Here is a 14,397-nt window from a genome sequence, read left to right as displayed (position 1 = left end):
CAATCCCCCTAATCTTTATAACTTAATTGCTTCCCTAATATGTCCTTTTGCCTTCTCTAACTTTTCTAGTGCCTCTTCTTTTTTGCAGCCTACAAGATACATGATAATAGCCACTTTTACACTGCCTTCACTTTCCTTTAAGTAATTCCTGGCTTCTACTCTGTCACAGCTTGTAATTTCCATTACAATATTTTCTGCTCTTACATGAAGCTTTTCATTAGTCTGCTGTACATCTACCATAAGATTTTTATAAACTTTACCTACACGAATCATGGAGACGGTAGAAAGCATATTGAGCACCATCTTCTGAACAGTTCCAGCCTTAAGCCTTGTAGAACCCGTTAGAATTTCCGGTCCTGGCACTACTTCAATAACAATCTTACTAACCCTACCTATTTCAGATTCTTTATTACAGGCCAGTGCTACTGTAGGAGCACCTACACTATTAGCATACTCTAGGGCACCCACTACATAGGGTGTCCGGCCACTAGCTGCAATTCCTACTACTGTATCCTTGTCTGTAAGCTTAATGACTTCAAGGTCACCTCTTCCAAGTTCCTTACTGTCTTCTGCTCCTTCAACTGCCTTTACAAACGCTTTATGCCCTCCTGCTAGTAAACCAACTACCTGCTCAGGCACTGTTCCAAACGTCGGTGGGCATTCTACTGCATCTAAGAGTCCTAGCCTTCCACTTGTCCCTGCTCCTACATAAATCAGCCTGCCACCTTTTTCAAAAGAAGCGGCAATAGTTTCTACTGCTTTTTCAATTGGTCCAAGCTCTTTAGCAATAGCCTCGGCAAGTAGTCTATCTTCTTCATTCATGACATGCAAAATATCCGTCGTAGACATAGCATCAAGTTCTAGTGTCTTAGGGTTACGTGTTTCAGTCGTCATTTTAGATAATTGTAGCATGTAAATAAATCACCCCCCTTACTTAATTAGCTTATTAGCTTATTCCATACTTTATCACCTTTTTCTTATCTTCTTTAATTATTAAGTTTACTTAGTCGCTCACCTAATGCTTCCTTTAATGAATGGTCTGGTAAAGCTTCATAAGCCAGTTTTGCCCTTCTTAACACTTCCTTATTATCTTTTTCCTTCTCAGCTTTTTTCACAAGTACATCAGCTAGTGCAACCGTAGCTTTATAATCCGCTTCTGTACAATTCTTATCTTTCTCTACAGCTTCTTTCAAAAAACTACTACGATCTAGTGACATCTGAAGTAAAGACTCTTCTAAAGCCTCCTCACTGGTTCCAATAATGCCTTCATAGACAAGTGTACTTAAAGTACCCGCTGCGTCAAACTGGAAGGCATCTCCTTCCATCCTATTTACATCTTTAGCCGGGTCTGCAATAGGTGTATTCTTGGTATTGGTTAGCCATACAATGATTAAATCATTTTCTTTATCAATACTTGTTGCTGTTCCTGTCCAACCTGTATGCCCAATAGTTGAATCAGGTGCTTGATCCCCAAAGGACCATGCATAAGCACCATTTCCCTGCCTTCTCCAACCTAACCCATAAGTATCATTCGTTTTAGAAGGGGCCGTAAAAGTATCTATGGTCTTCTGATCAAAAAGTTCTACATTGCCATAACCTCCTCCATTTAACATAACCTGCATAAGTACAGCTAAATCACCTGCATTACTAAAGAGACCCGCATGGCCTGCTACACCCCCCATACTGTAGTAAGCTTTTTCGTCATGCACTTCACCTTGTACAACTTCTCTTCTAATATTAGGGAAGTTTACTTGTCCCTCTCTTGTATTTCCAAATATTTCTGTTGCTGCACACTGGTCTTTGTTAAACCCATTTTGCAAAGGATTAAAAACGGTATGCGTAAGACCTAATGGCTCAAAGATCTGTTCCTGGCAGAAAACATCAAATTTCTGCCCGCTTACCTGCTCTACAATAAGCCCTAGTAACATATAATCGACATCTGAATAAACATTTTTACTACCTGGCGTATATTCTAAAGGCGTTCTTTCAATCATTTCTAAAATCTCATCTGGATTTTGCGTATAGACATCATTTTTTCCATCATTATTCTGATCAAGTACATTGACTATTTGTCCATCTATTTCTACAGGATGCAGATAGCTATCATCTGAATACTTAGGACTTGGTATAAAACCTGCTGTATGCGTGAGTAAATGCCTTAGTGTCAACTGTTCTTTTTTCTCATCAAATTGTGCAAAACCTGGAATGATTTCACTAATTTTCATATCTATATCCAGCTTACCTTCTGATACTAACTTCTGCACAGCATAATTAGTTGCATACATTTTCGTATTAGAAGCTAAGTCATACAGGGTGTCTTTTGTAACAGGTATACTATGTTCTACTTTTCCATTATGATCATAAGCCTTTATAACACCATAAGCTTCATTTTTAATAATGACACCATCTTTTGCTACTAATAGCTGACCCCCAGGTATGCCTCCTGCTCCTATTTCAGCTTCTAAAATACGGTCAATGACTTCAAATACTTTACTATCGATGCCTACACTTTCAGGTGTTCCTTCTCTTAATGTAGGGTAGGCCATATTCACTTCTATTGTGGCTCCATAAGGTTCTATTTCGGATATCTGCAGCGTATTATCCCCATTTTGAACAAGATCTGAAATATCTATTGCAACAGTTTGATTACTATGAGGATCTATAAACTTACTTATATCTACTTCTTTTCCATTAACATAGAGCTTTGCATGCGCTACCTGATTAAGTGTCAAATAAAGCGTCCCCTGCCCTTTATAAGCTTTAAAGCATTCTCTGTTATTAATAATAGTAGAAGCTGAACTTCCCCTCTCTGGCAATATGCGCTGTGTAATCTGTCCACTTCCTACTACTTCTTCTTTTGCATATAAGGTTGTACTTCCTAGAATAGATGTACATACTAGAGTCCATACTACCCCTTTTGCTAACAATTTTCTCTTCATTTAGCCCTCTCCTTTTATGAATTGGATTTGACATCCATTTTGGACAAACTTTGTTAGCCCTAAATAATCTTTATCTATTTTACCTATAACATTCACTCTTCCATCTCTAGGAAGATACTCTCTTATAATTTGTATCTCCCCTGAGTATCTTCCATAATTTAGATTGTCACAAGTAATACATCCTATACCTCTATCTTGGCAATTAAAAGGTTCCACAATACTTCCTGCTGTAGCAAATTCTCGTGATTCTTGCAACCTATAGGCACAATCTGGAGAATCTATTCTAATAGTAAAAACTTGGTTATATAGATATTCAAATTTCTTATCTATTATACAAGGTATACTCACTACCTTATTTGTCTCATATTCCTTTATAATTTTCTCATCTAAAACTTCTAGGCCTAAATCTGCTAACACAATATGTGTCACCTTTAAATCCAGCTTCATCTCAAAATAATTCACTGCCGATGTCTCATATCTTTCATGTTCTAAAGTAGGTAGTCCTTCATAAATAGGCCCTCTACTCTTGTGGCTATTCGGAATAAAAGCTACTACCTCTATACCTTCTTTTTCTAACTCCCCATTGATTTGTTGAAATTGTCTTGTTGAAAGCCCTGTATAAGCCCTAGGGTAATAGTTATGAATTGCAAAAATCTGTGGTGATACCTGCTTAAGTTTTCTTACTAAAGGTAGGGGCATTGTACTAGCATTAAACGCTATTGGAAAATCCTTAGCTAGCCCTATTATCTCTTCTTCGCTAAATCCATAGTCTATTCGTAATACTGTAATACCTAACCGTTTTGCGAGTTTCACCACATCCCTTTCCCCAAAGAAAGCTAATGTCCTTTTTGAAATATCCGCTATAACTTTAAAGCCTTTGCATTTTAGCCATCTAAGCATATCTTCTGCCTGCTGTTTATAATGCTCATTCCGTTCTTCGACAATATGTAAAGAAGTGAAAACATAAAAATCCCTATCCTCTAATGCTCTAAGAAATACCTTCTGGTGACTAAAAGTAGAGACATATACCGAGTAACCTAAATGCGCCATCTTATTCCCCCTCTCTAAGACATCTTATTATTTTTACATAAAAAATAGACCGCTTTAAGACTTGCGTCCTCAAGCGATCTATCTCTTATTTATTTTCTGCTTTAAACTTCCCACAATTTTCTTCAAAGTCAGCAATAATAGCTTCAACCGTATCCCAGCTATCAAGTGTAGCACCACCGGCTAAGAAGTGTCCTCCTCCACCATATTGAGCTGCAATTTCATTTACACACGGTCCGTTTGATCGGAACTCACTCATAATTTGTCCACTTGGTGTTTCTGCGAAGAAGTGCCAGTTTACGATACCATCAATATCTTGAAGCGTATTAACCATACGTGCTGCCACCATATAATTCATATTATATTTTTCTAATACTTCTCTTGGGATTTTAAGAATGGCCACACCATTTTTACGAATCTCAAAGTTATTATAAATATATCCTGTGAACTGTACTCCGTTCAACTTACGCTTATGGTATGCTGCATAAAGTGGTTTTGTATCTAGGTCATAGGTAATATGAACAATTTTTTCAAAGATTTGTGTAGGATTTGAGACAAAGGCAAAACGTCCTGTATCCGCAATAATACCAATGTATAATGCTTCTCTACCTACTTTATCCATTTGAAGGCGCCCTTCACTTTCGATAAGTAAGTCTACAAGCATTAAACTTGTAGCTGGATACTCAATATCTACCCATGACAAATCTTCAAATCTTTCTTCAAATGGCCTATGATGATCAATTTTAATCACATAACCACATTTTTTATAATCTTGATTATCTACACGGTAAGAATCACCTACATCTAGAATAATCGCTAAACACTTTTCATCTAGTATAATTTCTTCTTGATGCTCATCCATCTTACCAATGTAGCTTAAATCTTCATCATGTTTTCCCATTAAGTAAACAGTTTTTCCTGGGAAACTTTTTTCGATCATATTTTTAAGTGCGACCTGACTCCCATAAGAATCTTGATCTGGGTAAACATGTCTAAATAAAGCAATTGTATCATATTCCTCTATCTTATTAATAATTTCTTGTATAACTGATTTATTTACTTTCATTTTCTTCTCCCTATAATAAATACTACTTAATAAAAGAGTTGCCCTAAGGCAACTCCTTTCTTTATTAAGTTCTATTATTAGCATTGAATGACTTAACAGTATCTTTATATGCCTTTTAATATTTTTGATTACTTATACTATATATATTATATATCTTTTATAAGAAAATATTTATACTATAAGTTTTCTAATGTCCTAATAGTACCACATATTCTATAGCTCTTCAACTTATTAAAATAGCCTATATCCTTGTACATTTAATACTTACTAACGTTTTAGCTTACTACTAAAACGAAAGGCAAAGTTATAAAACTCTACCTAAAAAAGATACTTTTATTTAATCTGTAATGAAAGTTTCAATAAATATTTTATCTTCTAGCCCTCCATCTTTGCCCTCATAAGTAAGTCTAAAAGTAAATTGATGCTCTCCACTATTTATTACCATTCCACTCACATTTCTTAAGTCTAATTTTAAAGTATCTGTAGGTGCAAAGTAATCAAATTGAGCATCTACAGCAAATTTCCCATCAACATTTGTTATCTTAACATCTCTTGTATTAGCTGAGTTAATTTGAACTTCTCTATTAAATGTAATAACTATTTGACCATAACCATAATAACCACTATCTTTATTAAATTTAATATTTGTAACTTTTAATTCTTCTGATTCATCTGGTTTATTTTCTGGCACATATTTTGGAACGCATTCATAGCCATAGCGTGTCATTCTATTACCAAGTTCATCCTCTACTGCATAACGGAACCATTGTCCTTCCTTGGCTACTATTCCTTCTAAAATATTATATCCAGTTGTTATTTCTTGTACTTGACCCTTTTCGAAAAGTTCAGTTGGATCTTTTGGTCTACTATTTTGTTGATCTTCATCTGTTAGATCATAATAAATTTTTCCATTTTCTTTTGCTTTGAAAGATACTTGAAGTGCACTATCTGTTGTTAATTTTAAATCTAATTCAGTAACGTCATCTGCTCAAACATCTACAAAGAACTTCTTACTAGCTTGTGTTCCATTATTAAATATAATGGTTGCATTATAAGTTGTACCAGATACAAAATTATAACCTTTTTTCATATGAAGTTTATATGTCTTGTTATCTTCTGTCTCTAATCTTCCTAATATTAATTTACCATTTTTAGGGCAAATAATAGTAAAATCTTCTAACCTTAAAGGTTCTTTGGTTGCTCTGTTTAATTCAATCTCAAAACCACCCATTTCTGCAAAGAAATCAGTTGCTGGAAGTGTAAAACCTTTTGCATTAACGATACTAAATTCGCCTTGTTCTGGTTGTTTAGCTGGTTCTGCTTTACCAAGTGCATAGTAGAAAGTCCCTGCTGTATCAGAAACAAAACTAAATACTGCATGATTATCATCAGTACGTATCATCTCTGTGGCAGAAATCTTTGGACAATCAAATTTACTTATGAAGTCTATTTCTATTAGTTTGCCATCTTCTAAAAGAACACCTAAACTGTATGTGTTATCATCAAAATAACTTGTTGTTAAATCATAAACTTTATCTATTATATTTTCTTATGGACTTGTTGATTTTATCTATTAGTTCAATCATTTTAAGATAACTTTTAAGTAATGTGAGAATAAAAAAGTAAAATAAAAGCCACAAGTTTTTATATTTCAAAGACTTGTGGCTTTCCTATTATTATTGACGTTGGATTGATGTACCAACTTCTGCTAAAGATTCTTGGATGAATGCTTCTATATCTGTAATGTTACCATTTACGTATGCTTCAAATTTTTCTTGAATTGTGCTACGTGCTGATTGTGCATTGTTAACTGCTGGTGTATAGTAAGCATAACCTAAAGCTGTTTGAGCTACTGGGTATACTTTTGCATATACAGCTTCTGGATCTGCTAATATATTTTTAACGATATCTGTTTCTGCAGCTGATTTACGTACTGGAAGATATCCTGTTTCTGTTGCAAATTTAGCTGTGTTTTCTGTATTTGTTGCAAACTTAATAAATTCATAAGCAGCAAATTGTTCTTGTGGTGTTACATCAGTTGTTACAAATAATGAACCACCTTGTTGGATAACTGCTTTGTCTTTACCTTCAAAGTAAGCTGGTTCTACAGCGATTAATTCAAATTGACCATTTGTATCAATGAATGATGCACCTGCTGTTGATCCTTGGTACATTAACATTTGTTGATTAGAGAATGGTCCTGATAAGAAACCATCTTCACCTGGAGTACGGAAGTAACCGTTTGTTACTTGCTCTTTATAGAAGTCCATGAATGTTCTAACCCATTCATTATCTACATTGATTGTTCCATCAAGATCTACGAAATTTTTACCATCCATTTTTAATGTAGAAATAAATCCATTTGAACCACTATCATATCCAAAACCTGGAATACCAAGTTGTTCTTTAGCAGCTTTAGAAATCTCTGCTAATTTATCCATTGTCATACCTTGAACGTCTGCTTCTGTATAACCAATTTTTTCTAATAATGTTTTATTTACATAAATAACTTCTGTTGATTTTGTCATTGGCATACCATAAAGTTTGCCATCCCATTGTGATACTTCAGCAATAAATGCCTCAACGAAATCTGATTTAAGTTCTGCTTCCATACCAACTTCAGGATGTGATGCAAAAGAACTAATATCATAAATAGCACCTTTTTCAATAAGGCCTGTAGCAAGGTCTGGGTATACATTAATAATTGCTGGTAAAGTATTTGACTGCTCTGCTGCAATTACTTTTTTGTTAAGATCAGGAATTTTACCTTGTGCTACTGCACTTACAGTAATATTCATGTTATTTGTTGCATTAAATTCATCAATAATTGATTGAAGAACTTCTTGTTGTTTTCCTGACATAAAGTGCCACATTTCAATTGATGTTGGCTCAGTCATATCTGGGATTTCGATTGCAACTGGTGTTTTATTTCCTTCATTAGGTGTTACTTCACCTGATGCGCAACCTGTTAATGCAGAAACAGCAAGAATACCTGTCATTGCAGATGCAAATAGTTTTCTTTTCATTTGTTTTCACCTCATACAAAGTTTATTTGTGTAATTTATATAAATGTATATAAATTTTAACCTTTAACGCCGCCTACAGTAATACCGTTCATAATTTTCTTATGAAGGAAGATATAGGCAACCATAACTGGAATCGTAATAATTGTAGAAGCTGCCATTAAGAGCTCATAACGGTTACCTGCATCTGATTGGAATGCTGTAAGACCGTTTGATAAAAGTCTCATTTCTTCTTTGTTTGTTACAAGAAGTGGCCATAAGAATGAATTCCATGAATTAATCCCTACTAAAATACAGATTGTAATAATAGAACCTTTCGCCATCGGAACCATAATCTTCCATAGGAATTTCCAGTCATTTGCTCCATCAACTTTAGCCGCAAAGTAAAGTTGTTTAGGGATTTTAAGGAAGAATTCTCTAAGCATATAAATGTAAAGCACATTAGCCATGTAAGGTACTACTAGCGCTTGATACGTGTCCATCCATCTTAATGCTGATATTGTTTTAAAGTTTGTAATAATTAATACTTCACCTGGAATCATCATAGAAGCAAGGAATAATGAGAAGATAAAATCTCTTCCTTTAAATTCAAGATGAGAAAAGGCAAATGCAGCAAGAATTGCTACAATTACTGAACTTACAATACTTAAAGCTGTTACGATAACTGTATTAATAAAATATCTGGCAAACGGAGCCATTGTTAAAGCAATGCCATAGTTTTCCCACATAAATTCATTTGGCACAAGTGTTGGAGGAGTTTGAATAACCTCAAACGCTGTTTTAAGTGAAGACGCCATCATCCAGTAGAATGGAAATAGCGTTACAATAGCAAATAAAGTTAGAAGAAAATATTTTAATGCTACTTTTATGTTCATTTTCTTTTCCATAACGCCCTCCTTCTAGTAATGCACTTTATTACGTGCAATTGTTCTTTGGACAAATGTTACTGTTAAAATAATAAGTAGAAGTACTACCGCTGCTGCAAAAGCAAGAGGGAAGTCTTGATCTCCATAGAATCTATCAATAATGTACATAACTACTGTTGATACACGTCCATCAAGTGTACGTCCATTAAAGAGAACAAATACTTCTGTATATACTTTAAATCCAGCAATTAAGCTAATGATATACGTATAAAGAATAATTGGAGATACAAGTGGAATTGTAATTTTTCTAAATATAGTACTATTTGTTGCTTGATCAATTTTAGCTGCTTGGTAGTACTGCGGATTAATTGATGCAATCCCTGTTGTAAGAATAAGTGTATTAAAGGCTAAACTCTTCCATACAGAGAAAATAATAAGTGCAGGCATTGCCCAGTTAGGATCACTTAACCAATTAATTGGATCAATTCCAATAAAACCTAATAAGTAGTTGATAATACCATATTGGCCATTAAATAACCATGACCATACAACTCCAATTGCTACAAGTGAAGTTACATATGGCAAGAAATAAATACTTTGGAATACCCCTTTAAGTTTTTCATTTTTGAGGTTTGCAAGTGTATTGGCAATCATAAGTGAAAGGCCTACAGATAAAGCTGGCACAACTGCAGCATAAATAACAGTATTCACTAAAGATTGTAAGAATCTTTTATCTTCAAATAGATATTTATAACTTCCAAAACCAAATACATAACCTACAGCTTTAGTTTCATCAAAACTAAATACAATAGCATTGATAATTGGATAAAAGACAAATACACTTAATACAAGCAAGGCTGGTAATAAGTATAAGTAGCCTTTATAACTCTTTTTCCCTTTATTATTTAGCATTTTGTAATGAACTCCTCTGTTTCAGTATCAAATACATAAGCTTTTCCTACTTTAGGTCTTACACAAAGTCTAGTACCTTCAGCAATCATAAACTCTTTGTCTACGAGCATTTTGAAAATTTCTCCGTTAAATTCTAGAGTAAGAAGTCTTTCTCTACCTAAAACTTCTACAGTTTGAACAGTTGTTTCAAATCCATCTTCACTTACTTCCATATCTTCCGCCCTAAAACCTAAATCAATAGATTTTTTATTTTTTGGAAGCCCATTAAAGATGCATTTTTCTACTGTTCCTACTCCTTCTTTAACATCAAGTCTCATAAAGTTCATTGCTGGACTACCAATGAAAGATGCAACGAATTTGTTACATGGGTTCATATAAATGTCCGTAGGTGTAGATACTTGTTGAATTTTACCATCTTTCATTAAGATGATTTGATCTGAGATACTCATAGCTTCTTCTTGATCATGTGTTACGAAGATAGCTGTAACACCTGTTTCTTGTTGAATACGACGAATTTCTTGACGTGTTTCTACTCTAAGCTTTGTATCAAGGTTTGATAAAGGCTCATCTAATAAAAGGTTTTCTGGTTTTTTAGCAAGTGCACGTGCAATAGCTACCCTTTGCTGTTGACCACCAGAAAGTTGCCCTGGCTTACGATCTAAAAGGCCATCAATCTTAACGATTTTAGCTACTTCGAGTACGCGCTCTTCTGCTTCTTTTTTATCCCATTTTAAATTTCTAAGAGGGAATAAAATATTTTCTCTAATAGTCATATGTGGGTATAAGGCATAGTTTTGGAACACAAGACCAATACCTAATTTCTCTGGCTCAAGACCTGTTACATCACGGTCTCCGAAATAGATTTTCCCACTTGTTGGCTTGTGAATACCACAAATTGTAAAGAGTGTTGTTGATTTCCCACAACCTGATGGACCAAGAAGTGAAATTAATTTACCTTTTGGAATCTGAATTGTTAAGTCATTAATGGCAGTAAAATCGCCAAATTTTACTACTAGATTTTCTAATCTAATTCCCATTCATTCGCACCTCATCTTGTTATCATTGTCAAAATTTAAAACGTCGCTTACCTAATCGACATAAATTTCCCATTTTGTTTACCATGTTTTATCTTAATAGATGCCTCCTATAAAGTCAATCACTTAGTAAAGATTCTCGTTTTTTTAACTCAAATTCAATATTTATATAATATTAACCGTTTTAATGTTTATTTAAATTAAATTTAGCTTTTACCATCCTTATCAAATCTACTCATTATTTTCAATAAATTAAATCCATTTAAAAATACAAAAAAACGTGCAACTTTAGTTATTTTGCACGTTTTCATCCTCTTTATTCTTTTTACTCCTCTTCGTCTTCTCCTTCATCATCAACAAATCGGAAATCCATTGTTCTTGTAAGACGATTTGTACTTAAAAGCTCTACTTTTACTGTATCCCCTAATCGGTAAATCTTCTTGGTATGTTCACCAATCCATCTATGACCTGGTTCATCATAGATATAATAGTCATCATCCATTTCACTTACATGAACAAGGCCTTCAACTGTATTTGGAAGTTCTACATAAATACCCCATGAAGTTGTTCCTGTCACAACACCGTCAAAAATTTCACCTATATGACTTTCCATATATTCTACTTTCTTAAGTTTAATGGTCTCTCTTTCTGCCTCTTCTGCTCTTCTTTCACGCATTGAAGATTGTTTGGCTACCTCTGTTACATGGTCAAACATTTTCTTTTCCTTTTCCCCATGCATTTTACCATGTAGATTATATTTAATAATACGGTGAATCTGAAGGTCTGGGTAACGTCTTATAGGTGATGTAAAGTGACAGTAATATTTAGCAGCAAGACCAAAGTGTCCTGTACACTCACCACTATAGCGTGCTTGCTTCATAGAACGAAGAAGAAGACGACTAATAATGTTTTCTTCTGGTTTACCTTCAATCTCTTCTAAGATTTTCTGCATATCTTTTGGATGGGTTTTCGTATGACCTTTTACTGTATAGCCAAAGTTCGTTAAAAATTCTCCTAATGCTTCAATCTTTTCTGGGTCTGGATCCTCATGGGTACGATATACGAAAGGTTTCTCTTGCCAGAAGTAATCTTCTGCTATGGTTTCATTAGCAAGAAGCATAAACTCTTCAATAATACGTGTTGCTACGTTTCTATCGTAAGGTTTAATGTCTATTGGATGACCTTCCTTATCTAAAATAACCTTTGTCTCTTCAAAATCAAAGTCTACAGCCCCACGTTTCATACGTTTATCTCTTAAAATAGCTGCTAGTTCTTCCATCGTTTCAAACATAGGTACAAAGTCTTTATATCTTGCTATAAGCTCTTCATCATGGTCCATTAGGATTTTCTTAACCTGTGTATAGCTCATACGTTCATCTATCTTAATAACTGTTTCAGCAATTTCATGACTTTGTACATGACCATTTTGATCGACTTCCATAATACAGCTTAATGCTAAGCGATCTACCCCTGCATTAAGTGAACATAAACCATTACTTAATTTATGTGGAAGCATGGGAATAACACGATCTACTAAGTAAATACTTGTACCGCGCTCAAGAGCTTCCTTATCTAATGGTGCTTTTTCTTTTACATAATGGGTAACATCGGCAATGTGTACGCCTAAACGGAATCTACCATTTTCCAGTTTCTCAATAGAGATGGCATCATCTAAGTCTTTAGCATCTTCACCATCAATCGTTACCATCGGCACATGTCTAAGATCCATACGGCCTCTTTTATCTTTATCTGCTACTTCAGCTGGTATCTGCTCGACTTCTCTCATGACTTCATCTGGAAACTCTGTTGGCAGATCAAACTGATAAATAATAGATAGGATGTCTACACCTGGGTCATTAATATGCCCGAGAATCTGTACTATCTTACCTTCTGGATTACGCTTTTCTTCTGCCCAATCTATAATCTCAACGAGTACCTTATGGCCTGTAACTGCTCCCTTAGAAAATTTCTTTGGAATAAAGATATCCCTTGCATATTTACTTTCATCCGGCACAACAAATCCAAAATTCTGACTTTCCTCATATCTTCCTACGATACATTGAGGACCACGTTCAATAATTTTAATAACTTCTGCTTCTGCACGCTTCTCACCTGCTGCTGGTCTTGTAATACGGCACATGACTGTATCTTTATGAAGCGCTCCATTTACACCTGATGCAGGAATGAAGATATCCTTCTCTTCGCCTTCTACGGTTACAAACCCAAAACCTTTTGCATGGCCTGTAAAAACACCTGTTACTAAGTTTAAAGCTTTAGGTGTTACAAATTTGCCACGTTTATTGCGAATCAACTTACCTTCTGCGACTAACTCACCAAGTATTTGTTCAAGTATATGTCTATCTTCTGTTGATACATGAAAGAACATGGCAAACTCTTTTATTTTTAAAGGTTGGTATTGTGGTGTATGAATAAACTGCGTAATTTTTTCTTTTCGCGTTTGATAAAGCTCATCATAGTTTTTTTCTTTTTTTGACATTCCGTCACCTCTTCTTTATTGCTTTAAACTTTATTATATCTTATTTTTAACATCTATACTAATTTTTATTACCATTCATCAAATAAAATATCTTAAAACTGCAAAAAAAGAGGCGTTTCCCCCTCTTTTAAATTGTTCCATATTTCATTTTTACATAAGACTGTATAAGCTTAACTGTATTTTCTATACCTATATCGCTTGTATTAATCATCAAATCATATTGATGTGGGTCTCTCCACTTATAACCTGTATAATTGGTATAGTAGGTAGAACGTTCTTTATCTATTCTTTTAATTTCTTTGTCCACATCTTTAAGATTGGTAAAATGATAAATCTCTTCTATCATCCTTTTCTTAAAATCCTTATCTGCATATAAAAAGACTGATACACGTTTAGGATAATCTTCAAGTACTACATTGGCACATCTTCCTATAAAGATGCAGCTATTTTCTTTTGCTAACTTTTCAATTAAATTAACCTGGGTAATATATAAATCATTGTTTGTCACACTGTAAAAATAATAAGGCACACTCATACCATGATAACTGCCCATATTGACACTCGATACTTGCCAGACAGAAGGCGCTTTCTCATCAAAGCTTTTAAGGTGTTCTTCTGTTACACCCATAAGTTTTGCTGCTTCAGTTAACATGAGCTTATCTACAAACTTCATATTTAAAGCCTCTGCTAACTTTTCACCTACAAGTCTTCCTCCACTGCCAAACTCTCTATTGATGGTAATCGCTATATTATTTTTCATAATAACCCCTCCAATTATAGAATTATCAGGTTAAATTAGTACAATAAAATAAAATTTTACCCTTAATTCATTATAGCATAAACAAGCTATTTTTGCATCATTATATACTATTTAAAATATTTCACAATAAGCTAGCTATCTTCACATTTCTTCTGCTAGAAGCTTTAAGTTCCATTCAGTAGTGAGAAGTACACTCTCCTTAAAGAAACCGAGAATACCCCCATCCCCCTTTATATTCTAAAAACTTAGAGCA

12 protein-coding genes are annotated in these 14,397 nt (G+C 34.3%); all 12 read right to left on the bottom strand.

Annotated elements, in window-relative coordinates; translation table 11 throughout:
* Positions 1 to 15 precede the first annotated feature (15 nt).
* The 12 genes from murQ to H8718_RS02850 all read right to left on the bottom strand — a co-directional run bounded on the left by murQ (position 16) and on the right by H8718_RS02850 (position 14,144).
* Positions 16 to 912 carry an N-acetylmuramic acid 6-phosphate etherase gene (gene murQ / locus H8718_RS02905; RefSeq protein ID WP_177671455.1) on the bottom strand — a complete coding sequence of 299 codons (897 nt, stop codon included), beginning with the start codon at positions 910 to 912 and terminating at the stop codon, positions 16 to 18.
* A 74-nt stretch (positions 913 to 986) separates the two neighbouring features.
* Positions 987 to 2,939: a penicillin binding protein PBP4B gene (gene pbp4b / locus H8718_RS02900; RefSeq protein WP_249331458.1), complete on the bottom strand. Its 1,953-nt coding sequence runs from the start codon at positions 2,937 to 2,939 to the stop codon at positions 987 to 989.
* Entirely contained in the window at positions 2,940 to 3,989 is a 1,050-nt protein-coding gene (locus H8718_RS02895; protein ID WP_249331457.1) for a MupG family TIM beta-alpha barrel fold protein, read from the bottom strand.
* Between the two features lie 85 nt (positions 3,990 to 4,074).
* Complete coding sequence (locus H8718_RS02890; RefSeq protein WP_249331455.1) at positions 4,075 to 5,052, bottom strand: DHH family phosphoesterase; 978 nt, start codon at positions 5,050 to 5,052, stop codon at positions 4,075 to 4,077.
* Positions 5,053 to 5,389: 337 nt separating this feature from the next.
* The gene (locus H8718_RS02885) at positions 5,390 to 5,779 is read right to left on the bottom strand and encodes a hypothetical protein (RefSeq protein WP_249331453.1); all 390 of its coding nucleotides are present in this window, start codon (positions 5,777 to 5,779) and stop codon (positions 5,390 to 5,392) included.
* Positions 5,780 to 6,040: 261 nt separating this feature from the next.
* The gene (locus H8718_RS02880; protein WP_249331451.1) at positions 6,041 to 6,454 is read right to left on the bottom strand and encodes a hypothetical protein; all 414 of its coding nucleotides are present in this window, start codon (positions 6,452 to 6,454) and stop codon (positions 6,041 to 6,043) included.
* Positions 6,455 to 6,728: 274 nt separating this feature from the next.
* Complete coding sequence (locus H8718_RS02875; RefSeq protein ID WP_249331450.1) at positions 6,729 to 8,078, bottom strand: extracellular solute-binding protein; 1,350 nt, start codon at positions 8,076 to 8,078, stop codon at positions 6,729 to 6,731.
* A gap of 56 nt (positions 8,079 to 8,134) precedes the next feature.
* Positions 8,135 to 8,962: a carbohydrate ABC transporter permease gene (locus tag H8718_RS02870; RefSeq protein WP_249331448.1), complete on the bottom strand. Its 828-nt coding sequence runs from the start codon at positions 8,960 to 8,962 to the stop codon at positions 8,135 to 8,137.
* Positions 8,963 to 8,974: 12 nt separating this feature from the next.
* Entirely contained in the window at positions 8,975 to 9,853 is an 879-nt protein-coding gene (locus H8718_RS02865) for a carbohydrate ABC transporter permease (protein ID WP_249331446.1), read from the bottom strand.
* Positions 9,847 to 10,890, bottom strand: coding sequence for an ABC transporter ATP-binding protein (locus tag H8718_RS02860; RefSeq protein ID WP_177671463.1), 1,044 nt, complete (start codon positions 10,888 to 10,890; stop codon positions 9,847 to 9,849). Before H8718_RS02860 ends, H8718_RS02865 begins: the two co-directional genes overlap by 7 nt.
* A gap of 322 nt (positions 10,891 to 11,212) precedes the next feature.
* Positions 11,213 to 13,384, bottom strand: a complete 2,172-nt coding sequence (rnr, locus tag H8718_RS02855) for a ribonuclease R (RefSeq protein WP_249331445.1) — start codon at positions 13,382 to 13,384, stop codon at positions 11,213 to 11,215.
* Positions 13,385 to 13,511: 127 nt separating this feature from the next.
* A complete protein-coding gene (locus H8718_RS02850; protein WP_249331444.1) occupies positions 13,512 to 14,144 on the bottom strand; it encodes a cytidylate kinase-like family protein in 633 nt (210 codons plus the stop codon).
* Between the last annotated feature and the right edge of the window lie 253 nt (positions 14,145 to 14,397).

Origin of the sequence: Zhenhengia yiwuensis (assembly GCF_014384995.1) — a bacterium.
Taxonomy (GTDB): Bacteria; Bacillota; Clostridia; order Lachnospirales; family Cellulosilyticaceae; genus Zhenhengia; species Zhenhengia yiwuensis.
This window is presented reverse-complemented; position numbering and strand designations above follow the sequence as displayed.

Excerpts from the sequence above, each read along its gene's own strand:
- murQ (WP_177671455.1), bottom strand. The coding sequence starts at position 912 with ATGCTACAATTATCTAAAATGACGACTGAAACACGTAACCCTAAGACA.
- pbp4b (WP_249331458.1), bottom strand. The coding sequence starts at position 2,939 with ATGAAGAGAAAATTGTTAGCAAAAGGGGTAGTATGGACTCTAGTATGT.
- H8718_RS02895 (WP_249331457.1), bottom strand. The coding sequence starts at position 3,989 with ATGGCGCATTTAGGTTACTCGGTATATGTCTCTACTTTTAGTCACCAG.
- H8718_RS02890 (WP_249331455.1), bottom strand. The coding sequence starts at position 5,052 with ATGAAAGTAAATAAATCAGTTATACAAGAAATTATTAATAAGATAGAG.
- H8718_RS02885 (WP_249331453.1), bottom strand. The coding sequence starts at position 5,779 with ATGACACGCTATGGCTATGAATGCGTTCCAAAATATGTGCCAGAAAAT.
- H8718_RS02880 (WP_249331451.1), bottom strand. The coding sequence starts at position 6,454 with ATGATACGTACTGATGATAATCATGCAGTATTTAGTTTTGTTTCTGAT.
- H8718_RS02875 (WP_249331450.1), bottom strand. The coding sequence starts at position 8,078 with ATGAAAAGAAAACTATTTGCATCTGCAATGACAGGTATTCTTGCTGTT.
- H8718_RS02870 (WP_249331448.1), bottom strand. The coding sequence starts at position 8,962 with ATGGAAAAGAAAATGAACATAAAAGTAGCATTAAAATATTTTCTTCTA.
- H8718_RS02865 (WP_249331446.1), bottom strand. The coding sequence starts at position 9,853 with ATGCTAAATAATAAAGGGAAAAAGAGTTATAAAGGCTACTTATACTTA.
- H8718_RS02860 (WP_177671463.1), bottom strand. The coding sequence starts at position 10,890 with ATGGGAATTAGATTAGAAAATCTAGTAGTAAAATTTGGCGATTTTACT.
- rnr (WP_249331445.1), bottom strand. The coding sequence starts at position 13,384 with ATGTCAAAAAAAGAAAAAAACTATGATGAGCTTTATCAAACGCGAAAA.
- H8718_RS02850 (WP_249331444.1), bottom strand. The coding sequence starts at position 14,144 with ATGAAAAATAATATAGCGATTACCATCAATAGAGAGTTTGGCAGTGGA.